This is a genomic window from Acinetobacter sp. RIT698, assembly GCF_009668065.1.
GTDB classification, from domain to species: domain Bacteria; phylum Pseudomonadota; class Gammaproteobacteria; order Pseudomonadales; family Moraxellaceae; genus Acinetobacter; species Acinetobacter guillouiae.
Genome location: NZ_WJYH01000015.1, coordinates 47,519 through 66,054 on the forward strand (window position 1 = coordinate 47,519; position 18,536 = coordinate 66,054).

Below are 18,536 nucleotides of genomic sequence, written 5' to 3' on the forward strand. Positions count from 1 at the left end.
TCCTTTACTTATACTTGATCCGTCGATAGCCAGCTAAACCAATCAGTCCAATGATTGAAAGAAATCCTAGACTTCCACCAGAGGTCTTTACTTTATAGTTTTTAAAATCATCTGGCTTTCTTTGTACAATTCGTGCAGGAATCGTAATATAAGGATTATCCGATTTATTAAAACTTGTGGTCGATGTCACCACATTAATTTTAAATTCATCTGAACCTTGCCATTGACCATTCGGTGTATACACAATATCACCTGCCTGATTTATCGTCATGGTGCCTTTCGATGGGGTATTAGTTTGAATAATCTTTAAACAACCTATTTGCCAAGGCTTACCATTGTCATCCAATTCGCGATTAAAAATTTGTTTACACTTTTCAGCACTAACAAGTTCACCATCTTGTAATTGATCAGAGATTGAAAACTTAGCTATTTCACCATATAAAATATCTTGCCCTACGGTCGAAATATTTGCGAGGTCAATTACCAGTTCAATTGCACCACGATCACATAATTCTGAATTGGAATTTCTCTGTTTACTCCGCTGATCAACAGTTGAACAAGCTGCTATTTTATTTTGAGGTTCTGGACCATGGTTAATAATCAGAGAATCTTCAGCCGAGTTATAACTTGGTAAAATTCTTGGTAAAAAATAACCTAAGGCTACACTCGGTGCCTCAGCAAACGGACATAAAATCCCATTGGTACTAAAGTCACATTTTCCTTCTGTGGTACTTCCAGCAATCAGTTGCGCATTACCCAATGCTGTTGCTTTAAAACCATTACATCCTGAAGAATAAAGATTATTACTGATCTGTTCTGCCTCACCACCAGCCACAATCGTACAATCTTGTGTACCATTTTTGGCAATAATACTATTTGCGACAAAACCTTTCTTTTGAGGCGCATCTACAATAAGGCCCATACTATTGAGAATCATAGTGATATTGTTGAGCTGCATAGCATCGTAGACTTTAACCACATAGCCTTTATTGTTAAAAATCGTACTATTTTCAATTCCATAGAACGTAGAAGAACCTACTAAGGCTTTTAGTGCATCTTCAGAAAATTGATTTTTTGTTTCAAAGTTTGAACTTGTAGCATCGGTAACTTCATTATCTCGAATCAAGGATTGTGTGATAACAAATGCAGGTAATTCAGTATAAATTACACCACCTTTTTCTGCTTTATTGCCTTTGATTAAGGTCTTGTTAATAGCAACGATACTTAATGCTGTATTCGCGGCATAAATACCTGCATTATAGATTGCCCCACCTTCCTTTGCATGACCATCTAAAAGTTGGCTATTACTTATCCCCAATGCTTCTTTGTTATAGATCAGACCACCTTGCTCAGCGCATACATCTTGGCCACAGCCTTTCAGGGTAATTTCATCAAATGAAACTTTCAGCATTGCAGGTGGTGTCTCTGCTTTCTGATCTATATCTTTTTCAATCTTAAATAAACGTTCTTTTCCAACCATTTTAATAATGGCATTGTTTTTACCTACAAGCGTTTGTGTATTATTTACGTTACTTTCATAAGTCGAACCAAATGCGACATCTTTTAATATTCGGATTTGCTTATTCAGTGAATACTCTTTATTGCCTTGTAATATAATTTTTGCAGTCACCTCTTTGCCGCCGCCACAACCATTATAGCCAGCTTCAGGCATTCCCTGATTGACATATTCAACTGCTTCTCTTAATGAACACTGATTATCAGCTTTTACAATATCGTCTGTGGTAGTCACAGTAATATTTGCACTAAATGCCTGACCAGTAATACATAATAATCCTAAGCCTATGCCCCGTTTGAGCATTATAGTCTCCTTGATTTCTTTTAATTATTTCTTATTAGCCAGCATTACGCTTTGCTATCAGTCCTTTTTGCGTACTTTGTCACACACAATAAAAATTCTCAAGAATTTTCATCGGCCGATCTATTGACTTCACCTCTTGTGTTACGCGCACTCAACAATAGTAAAAATCAACTATTGTCGATATTCATCAATCAATGCATAGAGCTGTCTTAAAGTTGCATGAGATAATTTAGTTTTCTCACCCTTTAATAACTTTTCTAGCTGTTCAACAGACTGAAGTAGTGTACTCGTTTGATGTGGCCCATGTAATAGCAAATATTCCGTTATTTGTGGGTCAAAATGTACACCCCGACGTTCCAACACAGAATGCAATAAAGCATGTCGATCTGCATAGGACTGTCCACTCGGTACTTTTACACTGACTGCCTGAGTAAGGCGAGATTGTAGGTCTGGTAATTCTAGCTTTAATTCTATCGGCGCAAATCGTGATGAAAACACCAACTGTCCGCCATCTTCGTTATTGTTATTAATCAGATGAAATACCGCTTTTTGCCAATGTGGTACGCCACTAATGGCCTCGATATCATCCAAGGCAACCAAATCATAGCTTTCTAATGAGGTAATTGCTTCTATAGGTGCATCAAGTAGTTCTAAGAGCGAAACTTTAATCGCAGATTTGCCAATCTCTAAATAAGAATCACAAATCGCCGTGAGTAAATGACTTTTTCCAGTTCCAGCACCACCATAGATGTAGAAACGATTCATCAGCCCTGCATGAAGCTGACGCACAGCATCAATTACAGGTCCCCAGCCTGGCCCAGAAAAATCACTAATTCTGGCATCCAGTTGTGGTTCTATATCCAACTGTAATTGACGCATATATTCAAATCATTCCTAAAGTGGATTTTGATCATTTTTAATCGATTGATCAGTATCTTGCGTGTTTTTAACTTCAATATCAAGATCAACTTTGTCGCTTTCGACTGAAATTGTTTCAGTAGTGCCATTATTTTGTATAGTCACTAAAGTATCCTCTGCTTTAAAGAACTGACTTTCTTGATATAAATCTTTGAGATGCTTGAGTAAAACCACGATAACAGCTGCAACTGGCAGTGCGATCAACATCCCCACAAAGCCACCCAACTGAGCCCCCGCAAGTACTGCAAATACCACAGCTACAGGAGATAAACCAATTTTATCACCCAATAAGAACGGTTGAAGAATATATCCTTCGATGAGCTGCCCTACACCAAATACGGCCAGAACCATCAATAAATGTTTTGGATCTAGACCAAACTGGAAAAAACAAGCAATCACTGCCGCAATAATTCCGACACCAAATCCAAGATATGGAATGATACTGCACAGCCCCGCAATCATTCCAATGATTAATCCGACCTCTAAACCCACCAGCTGCAAGCCTACGGCATAGACGATTCCCAATAAAATCATCACAAGGAACTGTCCTTTGACAAAAGCCCCCAAAACGCTATGACATTCACCAACAATTTTAAGTACATTGCTTTCATATTGACGGGGAATAAAACTTTTTAAGTGTTCCAACATCCGCTTCCAATCAAGCAAGAAATAGAATGCAATAATTGGAATTAAAACAATTGTTCCGCCGATCGAAATAAAACTCAGTCCAGATTGGGCAATTTTTAAAGCCATCGCTTGAATACTGTCCGCACTATAGTTGGTCTGAACATACTCCATCACCACTTTAGAAATTTGGTCTGTATCCAATTCCATATGTTCAACATTGAAATTGTTGGACAACCACGGTAAGAAAGTTGAATTCACCCAATGGATTCCCGCAGGAATACTGTCACGGGCATAAATTAATTGTTTCCAAACCAAGGGCACAACAAACCATATTGCCCAAGTCAGTAACACGCCTATTCCAATAAAAACCACCGAAATAGAGAGCCACCTTGGTAAAACTTTTGACAGCTTATCCACCACTGGACTAAATAAATAGGCAACCAGAAAAGCCGCAACAAAAGGAATCACTACAGGTTTTAATAAATATAAAATCCATAAAACTAAAGCAATTCCAGCAAGGATAAAAATTCGTTTTAAAGTCCGATCGTGCATCGAATCACGCCTTTTTCAAATTTATTCGTTATGGAGGGGAAAATATTTTCATAAAGATAGCATTTTAGTGCAGAAATAACATAAGAGTTTCGTATATTCGGGTATAATCCCCGCGCGAATGCGGAGACTTCAATTATGAGCAACTCAACTTCTACCCCAAACACTGGTTTAAGCTATAAAGACGCTGGTGTCGATATTGAAGCGGGCGACGCACTTGTCGATCGAATCAAATCTGTCGCTAAACGTACAACACGCCCTGAAGTAATGGGTGGTTTAGGCGGCTTCGGCGCACTTTGCAGAATCCCTAAAGGTTATGAAGAACCTGTTCTTGTATCTGGTACAGATGGTGTCGGTACAAAATTACGTTTAGCATTGAACTTAAATCGTCATGACACGATTGGTCAAGACTTGGTTGCAATGTGTGTAAACGATCTTCTTGTATGTGGTGCTGAACCTCTATTCTTCCTCGATTATTACGCAACTGGACATTTAAATGTTGATGTTGCTGCAAATGTTGTGACGGGTATTGGTAAAGGTTGTGAGCTTGCAGGCTGCGCATTGGTCGGTGGTGAAACTGCTGAAATGCCAGGAATGTATGAAGGTGAAGACTATGACCTCGCAGGTTTTTCTGTGGGTGTAGTTGAAGCAAGCAAAATCATTGATGGTACGAAAGTAAAAGCAGGTGATGTTCTTATCGGCTTAGCCTCTTCTGGTGCACACTCAAACGGTTATTCTTTACTTCGTAAAATCTTAGACGTGAAAAACGTCGATTTAACTCAAATTGTAGATGGTCGTCCGCTTGCTGATGTTGCAATGGAACCAACACGTATTTATGTAAAATCAGTACTTGAGCTGTGCAAACAAGTTGATGTCCATGCAATGGCACACATCACAGGCGGCGGTTTACCTGGTAATTTACCTCGCGTACTTCCAAATGGCGCTCAAGCGGTGATTAATGAATCGTCTTGGCAATGGCCTGAATTGTTCAAACTTTTACAACGTGAAGGTGCTGTAGAACAATTTGAAATGTACCGCACATTTAACTGTGGTGTGGGTATGGTCATTGCAGTTGATGCTGCAGATGCTGACAAAACTATTGAAGTTTTGACTGCTCAAGGCGAAAAAGCATGGACAATTGGTCATATCCAAGAAAATGCAGCTTCTATTGAAGGCGCAGATGAAAAAATTCGTGTGATTTTTGCATAAGTCTCTCACATGATTAAAATTGCTGTACTTGTCTCAGGCAGTGGAAGTAACCTTCAAGCCTTGATTGATGCCAATCTTTCAGGGCAAATCGTGGGGGTCATTTCCAATAAACCTGAAGCATTTGCCTTAGAACGCGCTGCAAAAGCAGGCATTGCAACCACGGTGATTGAGCATAAACACTATCCTGATCGTGAAACTTTTGATGCTGTCATGCATCAACAATTACTGGATTGGGATGTTGATTTAGTCATTCTCGCTGGTTTTATGCGTATTCTCAGTGCCAAATTTGTCCAAGCATGGGAAGGGAAAATGGTCAACATCCACCCTTCACTATTGCCCTATTACAAAGGCATGCATACACATCAACGTGTTTTAAATACAGGTGATGTTTTACACGGGTGTACTGTACATTATGTCACTGCTGAGTTAGATGCTGGACAAGCGTTGACTCAGGGTGTTTTAACAGTCGATCTACATGATAATGTGCAATCCCTTGCAGCACGTGTACATGTACTTGAACATTTAATTTATCCTCAAGCAGTTGAATGGATCTGTAATGGCACCATTCAACACTTGGAAAATGGTCAGGTTTTATATAAGGGGCAAGCACTTAAACAGCCAATTCAATTTTGCCAGCTTTAAGTATTGCTTGATTTAAAATACTGTCGAAAAAATGCATCCTCGGATGCATTTTTTATGGCTAAAAAAATTTTATAATCTGCTATCTAAACAAAAAGTTGAACGATAATTTAACGCGCTTCAGAAACCTCTATATCTTCAATTTCATATGCTGAATTGATTTGACAATAAATCCACAAGCCAGGATAGTCCATTTGCGCAATAAAAATTAAACTCGTTACGCCTTCGATAAAAAAGCAAATTTTGTATAAACATAACTGCGCTTTTAAGGCTTGTTGCCGCTGATGCCTAATCTCGGCTTCCATGTCAATATAAGCAGCGTCAGTAAGTTCTTTAGCAATCTGAGATTGAAGTTCACTTAATTTCTGCTGGGTCAGTTTGCCCATCACATTTACAGCGGATTGAAGCAACGTCACAAAATCATGAAATTTAGGCTTTTCAACTTCTAAATCAAATTCAACATCAATGATCTGTGTTGGTCCGAATTGGTAAGATCCCAATAGAACATCACTACTTATTCTCAAATCATCAGGGTCTGTAGACAATTCGTCTACGTTTGCGACTACGAGTGTTTTTTAGGCGATACTAGGCGCGGAGTATGAAATTTAGTTATTCTAAATGAGTAGTTCGTAACGACGTAGCGGCAAAAAACACTCTAGTCCCGAAGGGTTGTGACTAAAATTATCTCAGACTACGTTATGAAACTCGAAAATAGTCTCGCTATTCTCTTCGTTTCATGCCTTGCCTGCTCAATTTTAACCTACAACGCAAGCCATTTATGAAATGTCTACACACCCTAAATATTTGCATAAAAAATTACCTAAAATCATCGATTCTGTTGAATCAGCCTTTTAATTAATTCAACAGTTTCAACTGGATGTTCCAAAGGAAACATATGTCCTCCAGCCGTCAGGGTAAAAGGAATATTAAATTTCTTTTTGGTAATTTGTGGAAATTTACGTTTTAAAAAAGGACTCTCTGAACCAATGACCAAATCTACAGGAATTTGCGGTTGTGGATGAGGTAACCACCAATAAGAAGGACCTGTTCTAAAAATTGCAACTTCAACATCTTTAGGAATGGTCAAAGTCACCCCACCGCGCACATGATCTTCTGTCAACGCATAATCAATATAAGCCTGAAAACAATCTGCATCAAAATGCTGATAAAACCCCTTTGGACGTAACAACTCTGCAGCTTGTTGACGTGAATCCCAATGATCTCGACGGCGTATGCTGAGATGCGCTGGTGTCATTACATCGATTTTTTGAGGATAAAATTTCTTTGCAAGATTAAAAATAAAGGAGGCTGTCCCCATAATCAAAGGAGGATCCAATAAAATTGCTTGTTCAAATAAATCTGGACGCTTAAATGAGGCTAAAAAGGTTGCAACGGCGCCTAATGAATGACCTAAACCAATCACTTTACGTCCATTAGACTGTTGCACAATACTATCAATCACTTGATCTGCAAAATTCGACCAATTGTTATCAATAGGATAACGTTGATCTGTGCCTAATAAAGAAACATAAATCACATCATATTGATCTTTCAGTAAATCAAATAGCTTGGTATAGACTTGAGATGGCACACCATTGGCATGGGCAAAATGAATAACAGGTTTCATGTGAGATAGGCTAACCATGTCTTGCTTTACACTCTAAATATGATGAATTGAAAATACTGTAGCTGATAAATCAGATTCAGTTAAACATTTTAAGTGAACCCCGTGCTCTTGTTTTGTACTCAGTGATGCCATTCAAATGAGTTAAACAGGTCTAAAGCAGTTATAAAGGCTTAAGATAACAAGAAAATAGCGCTTTAAAATTGTGTTTGGCTTAATTTTTCATTTTCTTTTTTTCAACTTTGTTTTTATTTCATACAGGATGGATCAGTAAACAGCAATGCTACTGCTCTATTACTTTTTACTGATCCATAAGATCTGAACTATTGCATTTTCACATCTTGGTTCATACCCAGTTTTTGGCTTACAGCTTCACCTAAGCCATTTCCCATTTCTGAACCTAAACGGCCTAGAACTGAATCAAATGGACTACGCTCAACCGTATAATTGACTGCCTTTTTCACTTTTAATTCGCGTTTCAATGTTTCAATATTCCCAGCTTTATCTGCAATACCCAATTTAATGGCTTGGTCACCTGTCCAGAATAAGCCAGAGAAAATCGCTGGATCTTTCGATTTCAGCTTTTCACCACGGCCTTTTTTCACAGCATCGATAAAGTGATCATGGACATTGTCCAGTAAAGCTTGAATATGCGCACGTTGTTCTGGATTAATCGGCTTGGTCATACTAAGTATGTCTTTATTGCTTCCCGACGTCATGGTACGGTCTTCAACACCTAATTTTTGGGTTAAACCATTTACACCATAGTTCGGCATAATCACACCGATTGACCCCACCAAACTCGAAGGATTCACCCAAATTTCGTCTGCTGCTGATGCAATATAGTAAGCACCTGAAGCGCCCATATCACCAATCACAGCATAGACTTTTTTCTCTGGATTTTGTTTTTTAAGATATTGAATCTCTTGCCAAATATCATCAGACTGAACCGGTGACCCACCTGGTGAATTCACATTCAGTACAACAGCTTTCGCAGATTTTGCTTCAAAGGCTTTCTTTAATGATTTAATTGTATCGGTACTATTTACACCTTGACTACTTGAATCAATCGTACCAACGATATTGACAACCCCTAAATGATTCTCTGAGGTTATTGTTCCATCATCTGCCCCAGATAATGAACAACTCTTACCTAGTGCAACTAAGACAAACAGAATATAAAGAAAAGTGAGTATTTTAAAGAAGATCCCCCAACGACGAGTACGACGTTGCTCTTCAACTGAAGCAAGAACTGCTTTCTCTAAGATCTTCCATTCCTGTCCTGTAGGCTGTTGGCCTGCAGAGGAATTCAAATTTGTATTGTCATTTTGAGGTTTCGGCGGCCAATCTGACATTTATACCATCCAAATTAATTTTTCATGCTTCATTATATACACGGAATCCGTATAATCTATTTAATCATTACGATTTAACTTATAATAATTCGCTAAATCTCACTATTACTTAACCTTTGCTTTAATTTTAGATCCGGATGACTGATAAACATAAGACCACTACTTCGCGACTTCTCAATTTTTTCAGTCGACTGCCGATCCCAATCGCGCGTTTTATTGCGCGCATTTTGGCAGGACTGGTCAATTTATTACATATCACAAAAACATCTGAAACCATTCGTCTAAATATTGAAATTTGCTTTCCAGATCTTGATAAACCTAAACGCGAGAAAATTACAGAACAGGCGATCCGTAACGAACTACAATCCTATATGGAGTTTTTTACGGTTTGGGGCAGTTCCAATCAAAAAAATATCGATCGTATTCATCATATTGAAGGTGAACATTATTTCCATGAGGCCATTGCTGAAAAAAAAGGCCTCGTACTAATCGTGCCTCATTTTGGTACTTGGGAAATTATGAATGCATGGTTTGCCCAATATACCCAAATGACCATTATGTATGAACCGATTAAGGATGAGAGTGCGGATCGTTTTGTACGTGCAGCGCGAAGTCGTGAAAATGCCAGCTTAGTTCCAACAGATGAATCTGGTGTACGACAAATATTTAGGGCGTTAAAACAAGGTGGTACAACTGTGATTTTGCCTGATCATTCACCCCACCAAGGTGGAGAACTGATTGAATATTTCGGGATTCCACTCTCTTCGAGTAATTTAAGTGCCAAACTGATCCAAAAAACCAAATCCAAAGCACTTTTCTTATATGCAATCCGAAATGACAATCAGGGTTTTGATATGGTGGTTCAGCCGATTGATGAAAAGATCTATCAGGTGGATGCCAATCAAGGTACGCATATCATTTACACTGCGCTGGAAAAATTAATTTGCCAATATCCAGAACATTATCACTGGAGTTATAAACGCTTTAAAGCTCATCCAAAACTCAAACAGATTTATAATGTACCCAATAAAGAAGCGATGGAAATGGTCACTTCAGTCCGCAATGATGCGATCACGGAAAGCGAGCCACTTTAAAGTTTGGCGATAACCAGTCACCTCCATCTGCCCTTGTGGATTTAGCTTAAATTGGATAGAGCCTTGCTCAATCGTGGTTTTAGCTGGAATATTCAACACCTCTAGCCGTCTTAATACAATCGGATGTGGATGACCATAACGGTTGGCATATCCAGCCGATACAATCGCAAGTTTAGGCTGTAACTGCTTTAAAAAGGCATAAGAAGAGCTATTTTTACTGCCATGATGACCCAGTACTAAGACATCCACCTTTAAATCGGGATATTGTCTTAACAGATTAAATTCCGTTTCCCATCCCGCATCCCCCATCAATAAAAAGTTTTGATATGACTTTGATTGAGGGACTTGAATATAGATCACACAAGATAGTTCATTTCGATCATAGGCAGCTTTACTTAGGCTATTTTTATCAGGTGCCAGAACTGAAATTCGAACATCTTCATATTGCCAATATTGCCCTTGATGGCAATAGTCAAAGTCATGTAAGTTAAAACGCGCATCTGTTTCATTTGAATAAACTTTGTTCATTTTGATCACTTTCTTTATTTCTGTAAATGCACCACTATGGTCTTGATCTAAATGCGTCAAAATCACCTGATCCAATTGAGCAATCCCTTGTCGCATCAGATATGGAATGATGACATTTTTGCCGATACTAAATCTTGCTTCATCAAATGAACCTCCTGTATCAATCAGCATTTTATGTTTGGGTAGATTTAAAAAAATGGCCTGCCCTTGCCCAACATCTATGATATCCAGTTGAAATATTGCAGAACTCTTATGCGAGATCACTAAGGGGATTAAACAGAGTATTGCCCAAAATTTTGGCAGCACACCTTTGGGCAAAAATAAAATAAACACAGCCAAAGCAATGCAAACAATTTCTAGAGAAGTAAATGCCCACCAATTCAATTTAAAATTGAGCAGCTGATCTAATCTTTCCAGTAGGTACAGCAACATAGACAATAAAAGATCAGAAATCGTGAAAAGCCATAATCCCAAAGGTTCAAATAGCATACTTATACATGCGGCCAAAACTTCAATGGGAACAATCAGTGCGCCAATCATCGGAATTGCAAGCAAATTGCTCAAGGGTGTAATCCACGAAAATTGTTGAAAAATCCACAGCACCACCGGCAGTAAAGCAATAAATATTTTCCATTGTGAATCAATCAATACCCGTATAAATAGCTTGGCCTTGGTCTTCCATGTCTCTACAGTTGGGAGAGTATGTTGTTGAACCGTTTGATAGACGCGAATCAAAATAAAACATGAACCAAAAGACAGCCAAAAAGCAGAAGATAAGATACTAAAAGGATCAAGCAGCAATAAAATACTAGCGGTCAATAATAAATGTTTAAGTGGTTGAATCTTTTGCTTGAATAAAATAATAACGCTTAGAATTGAAACTGTTAGCATGGTTCTTAATGCAGGAATTTCAAAACCAACAAAAGCACTATAAAACACCACACAAGCTAAAAATGGATAAACCAATAAATAAGGTTGTGGAATATTCAAAAAAATCTGTGGATAAACTCTTTTAATGCTTGAGTTAAATAAAAAGCAAAACAATATGGCAAAAATTAATACGTGCGGCCCAGAGATTGCAAGTAAATGAGAAATACCCATGGTTTTGAATAAGTCTTGAGTTTCTTTTGCCAATAAACTTTCATCCCCTGTCAATAATGCGAGGACTAAGCCCTTATTTTTTAAAGAAGAATCAGCAATTAAATCGCGAAACTTTAAACGTAAGTTCTCGATACTAAGTTGAATTCTATATCGCACGCTATTTTGTTGCTCAACAAAGCTGCTATAGCCCAATTGCTTCACTTGATTTTCATCGATATGTTCAACCGACTGGGGCTTGAATACAGCCAGAATATTTTCTTGTAAAAACCATTTTTCTTTATCAAAAACTCCAGCTACAGCATAACCATGAATCGGTTTAATTTGCCCTGTGACCCGATAATATTGCCCCAGTTGGATCATTTCAGACTGTGAGTCATCCAGATACATCAATATTTGTCTGACTTTGTTGGGTTCGAGTAGCAATGCTTTTTGTTGGATACGCTGTTGAGTATTAGGCAATTGAGTGTTGGAGGATGAGTCTGTTGGCTTAATCGTATTTATGCGAGAAATATAAATAATCTTTTCAATTTGATGATGTGGTGTATCACGTAAACTTAATCTTTTTTCAAGTGCGAAATCTGCATAATAAAAACCAAGGAGACCACTTGATATCCCCACTGCACTGAGAGAAACCAACTTAAATACAACAGAATTGATCAAGCTATAGTTTAAGCATCGACATACACATAACACTAGGCTTAATGCTAAGCTGATCCAAATCAAGAGATTAAAGTAAGCGGGTGAATAATATCCCATAAACGAGATACCCAATATCCATCCGATTAAAGCAATGTACATATACATAGTTTTTCTATTTATTGTTTTCAGTGTTTATTTATTGATTAAGCCCAATCAGATTGGGCTTAAGTTTAAAAATTATACATCAATTCAGCATGATATCATCAAAATAAATGCTGACTTAACCATCGATCCAGATACCATCTTGCATATGTAGGATTCTATCTGCTGATTTTGCCAGTTGCTCATCATGCGTCACAATCAACATAGCCATATTAAATTCCTCACGTAAATCACGCAGTAATTCAAAAATAGATTTTGCTGTTTTGCGATCCAAGTTTCCTGTCGGTTCATCGGCTAACATTAACTTCGGTTGAGTGACCAAAGCACGTGCTAAAGCCACACGTTGGCGTTCACCGCCTGATAACTCACCAGGTTGATGCGTTAAACGATGTGATAATCCAACCCGTTCAAGTAGATATTCAGCACGTTCTTTAACCTTTTTATACTCTGCATCTTTTCTTAACATCAACGGCATCGCGACATTTTCAAGGGCAGTAAATTCAGGCAGTAAATGATGAAACTGATAAACAAATCCTAGATGTTCATTACGTAAGAAACCACGTTCAGCTTCACCTAAGTTATCAAAACGTTTGCCATTTAAATTGACAAGACCTTGGGTCGGACGATCAAGACCCCCCAAAATATGCAAGAGTGTGCTTTTACCTGAACCACTTGAACCCACGATAGAGACAAACTCACCTTGCGCGACTTGCAAAGATAAACCTGTAATCACGTCTACATGCGACTTGCCATCCGTAAACGATTTATAGATATTTTGCGCCTCTAAAACCACTGGACTTTGTGTAGCACTATTCATAACGAAGCGCCTCCGCAGGTTGAATTTTAGCTGCTCGCAATGCAGGATAAATGGTTGCAATAAAGCTTAGGCCTAAGGACAAGCTCACAATCACCACTACATCTTGCCATCTTAAATAAGAAGGTAAGTAGTTGATAAAATAGGCATCGAATAAATGTAATCCAAATGCAGTATTCAACCAGCCAATAAAGTTACTAATTCCTAACGCAGAGATAATCCCCAAAATTGCACCAGCAACCGTTCCAACCACACCAATCACAGTACCTTGCACCATAAAAATGCGGGTAATTGTTGCTGGTGATGCGCCTAATGTTCTTAGAATCGCGATGTCTGATTTTTTATCCGTCACAACCATGACCAATGAAGAGACAATATTAAATGCAGCAACAAGTACGATGAGGAATAACAATAGACTGACCATTGCCTTTTCCATTTGGATTGCGCTGAATAAATTACCATGCGTATAGGTCCAATCTGAGGCATAGAAACCGCTTGGTAACTCACGAACAATTTCATTGGCAACCTGTGGCGCTTGGAAAATATCATCCAGTTTCATACGCACACCTTGCGCACCGTCAGGTAGACGTAATAGCGTAGATGCATCATTGAGTGCGATGTAACCTAAACTCGAATCAACTTCTGCACCTATACTAAAAATACCGACGATTTTAAAACGTTTAAAACGTGGTACAACTCCTGCTGGCGAAGGGGTTGCTTCAGGTAAAACCAAGGTGACATTGTCATTTAGACCAAGGCCTAACGCATCAGTCATTTGTTTGCCTAGAACAATGCCATATTCACCTTTTTTTAGTTGATCTATGCTACCTTCCACCATATGATTTTGGATAATTGAAACCTTCTTTTCATATTCAGGTTCAATACCAGTCACCATGATGCCGGCGACCTGTCCTTGTGCCGTAAGCATACCTTGTAGTTGGGTAAATGGAGCAACACCAGTCACATGCTTATGTTGTTCAATTTTCTTTGCAAGTACAGGCCAGTCTGTTAGAATTTGTGTTGAAGAAACAGTGGCTTGAGGTATCATACCTAAAACACGGTTCTTTAACTCTCGGTCAAAACCATTCATAACAGATAAAACTGTAATCAGTACAGCAACCCCTAAGGTTAGACCGATCATGGAAACCAAAGCGATAAAAGAAATAAAGTGATTACTACGCCGTGCGCGAGTGTATCTCAACCCTATATACAGCGAGATTGGTTTAAACATACCATTCTAGTCCGAGGTGTTTTATGGAAGCGTTACAGCATCAAAATGAAGCAAATGAACGTCGTGTCATGTCACGAATCGATGCTGCGTTAAGGATCAACTATCAAATCATTTCTGAAGAAGTTGCGCTGAACGATCCATATGATGCTAATTTTGTATTACCGCGCTATTTTCTACTACTTGCAGAATTAGATCAATTTGATCATGCACTTCACTACGAATTAGAACAATTAAATGAAAAAGATCAACAAATTGCTCGAATCTTATCCTTATTCAACCAAAAGTTAAACCTTATTACTGGTTCTCTTTACGATTCTATTGTACAAACCATGTTACCAACGCCACAAAAAGTCAATTTTTCTGAAAGTGGCTTCAGTTTTACCAGTCAACAATACCTGAAACAAGGTAGCTTTATTCATGTCACCCTGAGTCATCCTGAAAATTTCTTCCATATTGCAGCAACGGCACAAATTGCGTACTCGGAACCTGCTGAAAATGAGCAATATCGTGTAGGTGCGTACTTCATTACCTTACATCCACAAGATAAAGTCAAACTGGCTGAATGTATTCAACAGAACATCACCCTACAGAATAATTGATATTGAACATATGGACTCTACTTTATTCGCTTTTGCCTTGATTGCCTTAGGTATGGCACTCACCCCTGGCCCAAATATGATTTATCTGATCTCAAGGTCTTTGTGTCAGGGCAAAACTGCGGGAATGGTTTCATTGGGCGGCACAGCGCTCGGTTTTGTATTTTATATGTTGTGTGCTGCTTTGGGGATCACCGCTTTATTAATGACGATTCCAGTTGCATATGATGTTTTAAAAATTGCTGGTGCGCTCTACCTGATTTATCTCGGCTGGAAAGCAATTCGCTCTCCTCATTCGCCTTTTGTGATTGCCAGTCAACAGTCTTATTCTAATTCAAAACTATTCTTAATGGGCTTTTTGACCAATCTACTCAATCCTAAAATTGCGATGATGTACTTAGCTTTGCTGCCCCAATTTATCAAACCACACCAAGGCGATGTTTTAGTGCAAACGCTGAGTTTGGGTTTTGTGCAAATTGTGATTAGTCTACTCATCAACATGCTGTTTATTTTTACCGCCAGTTCATTTACTCAATTTTTAAATCGTCACGTACTTTGGTTAAAAGTACAAAAATGGTTTATGGGTACGGTATTTTTTGGCTTAGCAACACAAATCATGCTGAGCTCAAAAAGATAACACCAAGCAATCTAATATAAATTTAAACGTTTTCAATAAGATGTAGCCGAACCAACTGTATAGTAATACGCATCAACGTATATCCAATGATATCCATCTTAGCCACACCCATAAAAAACGACTCAAAGTGGAGTATTTACTTTGAGTCAAATAGGGTCTGTTGACAATTCGTCTATGTTTGCGACTACGTGTGTTTTTTAGGCGATACTAGGCGCGAGATACGAAATTTAGTCATTCTAAATGAGTAGTTCGTAACGACGTAGCGGCAAAAAACACGCTAGTCCCCCGCTGCGCCTTGCGCTGCAAACAAAGCAGTGCTTTGTTCTTGCTCAGGGTTGTGGCTAAAATTATCTCAGCCTTCGTTATGAAACTTGAAAATAGTCTCGCTATTCTCATTCATGCTTTACGACGTATACGTCTCATGCTCAATTTTAACCTACAACGCAAGCCATTTATGAAATGTCTACAGACCCTGTACTAATTTAAAAAGTTTCTTTTTGATAAGCAATTATTCTGCCAACTTATGAATTCGCTTGGCATAACTTGAATGGGCAGAATGATCAAGCTTAGTCAAAATACCATTATCCCCCAAGATACGACGGGCACCTGTTTGCGCCCATTGCGGCAATAAAGCATAAGCACTATGTACTGATTGTAAGTAATCAGGTACCGCAATAAATAACCGTGGCTTAATTAAAGCACTCACAACTGTATCGGCAACCTGTTGTGGTGTCACCGCTGGAATCGTTTTTGCCGCATTTTCAGTTCCAGCGGTGAGCTCTGTCAGCACTTTACTGGGTAAAATTGCCGTGAACTGAATAGCAGAATCACGAAACTCACCTGCAACTGCTTCGGTGAGACCAATCACAGCAAATTTAGTCCCTGAATAAACCGCAGAACCCGGCAAGGCAAAACGCCCTGCAAGTGATGCGATATTAACAATATGGCCTTGTTTATATTTAAGCAGTTCAGGAAGTGCCAATTGCATACCAATGATGACACCACGAAAGTTAATATCAATCTGTGCATCTGCTAAAGCGGGATCTTCATCAAGAAAAGCCCCCATCGGCATAATCCCAGCATTATTTACTAAAGCATAAAGACTGCCATAATGTTGAATGGTGTTTTGAATAAATTGGGCAAATGATTCACGATCACGCACATCCACTTTAAAAGCTTTGGCACCAATACGTTGTGCTTCTTTTTCAGCAAGTGCTAAATCGAGATCACCAATACTGACTTTTGCACCTTGTGCAATTAAAGCTTCCGCGGTAGCTAAACCAATACCACGTGCGGCACCAGTAATCGCAATCACTTTGTCTTTTAATTTTTGTTTTTTAAACATTGCGTTATCCTTTATTTAAAATCTTGGTAAATTTCATATCCATCCTCTTTATTTAGGTTTGAATATGATGAAAGTTAAAATCCCTTTCTCATACGACATCTGCTTGCTTTAACATTGTGCTTGGTTCAGGTTGATGATCAATCAGATACTCAGCTAAATTAAAATGTTTCATCTTTACTCGGAGTTTATAGGTTGACCACGGCCAAACTGTACTGTTGCGCCCATTGCGATCAATAAAATAGCTTTGACATCCGCCCTTGTTCCAGACCGTAGTTTGCAAAGCTGCTTGGACTTTTTCATTAAAAACTTTGGTAATTTTGGGATTTGGTTCAATGGTCTTGATGCCCAATTGAATTGCCTGTTTCAAAGCATCGATGATGTAATCAAGCTGAGCTTCAATGATAATAAATGCTGAAGAACTTACAGCGACATTGGGACCAAACATCAAAAAAACATTTGGGCAATTTTCGATCATTGTCCCCATATAGCCTTCAGGACTACCCTGCCAAACATCGGACATACGCTGCCCAAAACGGTTATAGACACGATTGGCAATGGGTGGTTCAGCAATCTCAAACCCTGTACCAAGAATAATCACATCAGCTTCACAACGTTCACCATTACTTGCAATTAAAGTATTCCCTTTAATTTCAGATAAACCGCTGGCAATCACCTCAACATTGTTTTGTGCTAAAGCGGGATACCAATTGTTGGATTGCAAAATACGTTTACAACCAATAATAAAATTGGGGGTTAATTTTTCTCGTAGTTGTGGATTTTTAATATGGTAATTTAAATGCCATTTGGCTAATTTTTGAAATTGCTTCATAGCCGCAGGACTTTGAATTCCACCATTTATCGTTTCAAAAATTCCATAGACTGAGCCTCGCATCAGCTGTTGAGTCAGCGGTAACAGCTTAAACATGGCACGAACAGGTGCAAGTAATGGCATGTCTGACTTTGGCAAAATCCATTGTGCAGTACGTTGAAAGATCGTCAGTTGTTTAACTTGGGGTTGAATCTGCGGTACAAACTGGATGGCTGAAGCACCTGTTCCAATCACCGCAACCCGTTGAACTGTTAAGTCCAAATCATGCCGCCATTGTGAAGAATGGAAAATTTCTCCTTTAAAGCTTTCAATACCTTTAACATCAGGCAATACAGGTTCATGCATAGGGCCACAAGCAAGAATTGCAAATTGAGAGCGCAACTCGCCCTGTACGGTTTGGATAATCCAGCAATTTTCCACATCGGACCACTGTGCTTGTAAAGCTTCACGATTCAAATGCACATGTGGCATGACCTTGTACTTATCGACCACATCAAATAAATATTGTTTAATTTCTTTTTGCTGTGCAAAGACCCGTGACCATGCAGGGTTTTGTTCAAAAGAGTATGAATAGAGCGCCGATGGTACATCACAGGCGCAACCTGGATAGGTATTTTCACGCCAGACCCCGCCCATTTCAGCAGCCTTTTCCAGCAATATAAAATCTTCAATCCCTGCTTGTTTTAATTTGATTGCGGCACCAAGACCAGCAAAACCACCACCCACGATAATCACTTTATAAAAGTTTTTATCTTTAGTGCTTTTTTTCATTTGTTCCATGTTGAAAATCGCTTAGAATATAAACAATAGGAATACAATG

Annotated in this window: 16 protein-coding genes; 5 read left to right on the forward strand and 11 right to left on the reverse strand. The window is 38.7% G+C overall.

What is annotated here, in order from left to right; genetic code table 11:
• Window positions 1-4 precede the first annotated feature (4 nt).
• From rbtA to cxpE, 3 genes are all read right to left on the reverse strand, one after another.
• Complete coding sequence (gene rbtA, locus GJV03_RS08910; protein WP_105714254.1) at window positions 5-1,819, reverse strand: rhombotarget A; 1,815 nt, start codon at window positions 1,817-1,819, stop codon at window positions 5-7.
• A 171-nt stretch (window positions 1,820-1,990) separates the two neighbouring features.
• The gene (hda, locus tag GJV03_RS08915) at window positions 1,991-2,698 is read right to left on the reverse strand and encodes a DnaA regulatory inactivator Hda (RefSeq protein WP_004721759.1); all 708 of its coding nucleotides are present in this window, start codon (window positions 2,696-2,698) and stop codon (window positions 1,991-1,993) included.
• A gap of 15 nt (window positions 2,699-2,713) precedes the next feature.
• Window positions 2,714-3,916: a chloramphenicol efflux transporter CxpE gene (cxpE, locus tag GJV03_RS08920; RefSeq protein WP_004721760.1), complete on the reverse strand. Its 1,203-nt coding sequence runs from the start codon at window positions 3,914-3,916 to the stop codon at window positions 2,714-2,716.
• A 135-nt stretch (window positions 3,917-4,051) separates the two neighbouring features.
• Here cxpE and purM point away from each other — a divergent pair, with 135 nt between their 5' ends.
• Together purM and purN are read left to right on the forward strand one after the other, a co-directional pair.
• Window positions 4,052-5,122, forward strand: a complete 1,071-nt coding sequence (purM, locus tag GJV03_RS08925; protein WP_105714253.1) for a phosphoribosylformylglycinamidine cyclo-ligase — start codon at window positions 4,052-4,054, stop codon at window positions 5,120-5,122.
• A 9-nt stretch (window positions 5,123-5,131) separates the two neighbouring features.
• A complete protein-coding gene (gene purN / locus GJV03_RS08930; RefSeq protein ID WP_004721762.1) occupies window positions 5,132-5,764 on the forward strand; it encodes a phosphoribosylglycinamide formyltransferase in 633 nt (210 codons plus the stop codon).
• 107 nt (window positions 5,765-5,871) lie between these two features.
• On the opposite strand, the gene GJV03_RS08935 is transcribed toward purN, so the two are convergent.
• From GJV03_RS08935 to sppA, 3 genes are all read right to left on the reverse strand, one after another.
• Window positions 5,872-6,306: a hypothetical protein gene (locus GJV03_RS08935; RefSeq protein ID WP_154129914.1), complete on the reverse strand. Its 435-nt coding sequence runs from the start codon at window positions 6,304-6,306 to the stop codon at window positions 5,872-5,874.
• 281 nt (window positions 6,307-6,587) lie between these two features.
• Window positions 6,588-7,388 (reverse strand): alpha/beta hydrolase, encoded by an 801-nt coding sequence (locus GJV03_RS08940; protein WP_171501847.1) that lies wholly within the window; start codon window positions 7,386-7,388, stop codon window positions 6,588-6,590.
• A 320-nt stretch (window positions 7,389-7,708) separates the two neighbouring features.
• A complete protein-coding gene (gene sppA / locus GJV03_RS08945) occupies window positions 7,709-8,740 on the reverse strand; it encodes a signal peptide peptidase SppA (RefSeq protein ID WP_105714250.1) in 1,032 nt (343 codons plus the stop codon).
• 137 nt (window positions 8,741-8,877) lie between these two features.
• On the opposite strand from sppA, the gene GJV03_RS08950 reads away from it, so the two are divergent.
• Entirely contained in the window at window positions 8,878-9,834 is a 957-nt protein-coding gene (locus GJV03_RS08950; RefSeq protein ID WP_004721768.1) for a lysophospholipid acyltransferase family protein, read from the forward strand.
• Here GJV03_RS08950 and GJV03_RS08955 read toward each other — a convergent pair.
• From GJV03_RS08955 to GJV03_RS08965, 3 genes are all read right to left on the reverse strand, one after another.
• Complete coding sequence (locus tag GJV03_RS08955; RefSeq protein ID WP_154129916.1) at window positions 9,793-12,267, reverse strand: DNA internalization-related competence protein ComEC/Rec2; 2,475 nt, start codon at window positions 12,265-12,267, stop codon at window positions 9,793-9,795. The genes GJV03_RS08950 and GJV03_RS08955 overlap by 42 nt on opposite strands.
• A 115-nt stretch (window positions 12,268-12,382) precedes the next feature.
• Window positions 12,383-13,081 (reverse strand): lipoprotein-releasing ABC transporter ATP-binding protein LolD, encoded by a 699-nt coding sequence (gene lolD / locus GJV03_RS08960; RefSeq protein ID WP_004721773.1) that lies wholly within the window; start codon window positions 13,079-13,081, stop codon window positions 12,383-12,385.
• Window positions 13,074-14,309: a lipoprotein-releasing ABC transporter permease subunit gene (locus GJV03_RS08965; RefSeq protein ID WP_151956861.1), complete on the reverse strand. Its 1,236-nt coding sequence runs from the start codon at window positions 14,307-14,309 to the stop codon at window positions 13,074-13,076. The genes lolD and GJV03_RS08965 overlap by 8 nt, the downstream gene beginning before the upstream one ends.
• Window positions 14,310-14,332: 23 nt before the next feature.
• Here GJV03_RS08965 and GJV03_RS08970 point away from each other — a divergent pair, with 23 nt between their 5' ends.
• Together GJV03_RS08970 and GJV03_RS08975 are read left to right on the forward strand one after the other, a co-directional pair.
• On the forward strand, window positions 14,333-14,908 hold the full coding sequence (locus tag GJV03_RS08970; RefSeq protein WP_004721776.1) for a PilZ domain-containing protein: 576 nt from the start codon (window positions 14,333-14,335) through the stop codon (window positions 14,906-14,908).
• A gap of 10 nt (window positions 14,909-14,918) precedes the next feature.
• On the forward strand, window positions 14,919-15,542 hold the full coding sequence (locus tag GJV03_RS08975) for a LysE family translocator (RefSeq protein ID WP_154129917.1): 624 nt from the start codon (window positions 14,919-14,921) through the stop codon (window positions 15,540-15,542).
• Window positions 15,543-16,050: 508 nt separating this feature from the next.
• Here GJV03_RS08975 and GJV03_RS08980 read toward each other — a convergent pair.
• Window positions 16,051-16,887, reverse strand: coding sequence for an SDR family oxidoreductase (locus tag GJV03_RS08980; RefSeq protein WP_154129918.1), 837 nt, complete (start codon window positions 16,885-16,887; stop codon window positions 16,051-16,053).
• An 88-nt stretch (window positions 16,888-16,975) separates the two neighbouring features.
• Window positions 16,976-18,496, reverse strand: coding sequence for an NAD(P)/FAD-dependent oxidoreductase (locus GJV03_RS08985; RefSeq protein WP_154129919.1), 1,521 nt, complete (start codon window positions 18,494-18,496; stop codon window positions 16,976-16,978).
• Between the last annotated feature and the right edge of the window lie 40 nt (window positions 18,497-18,536).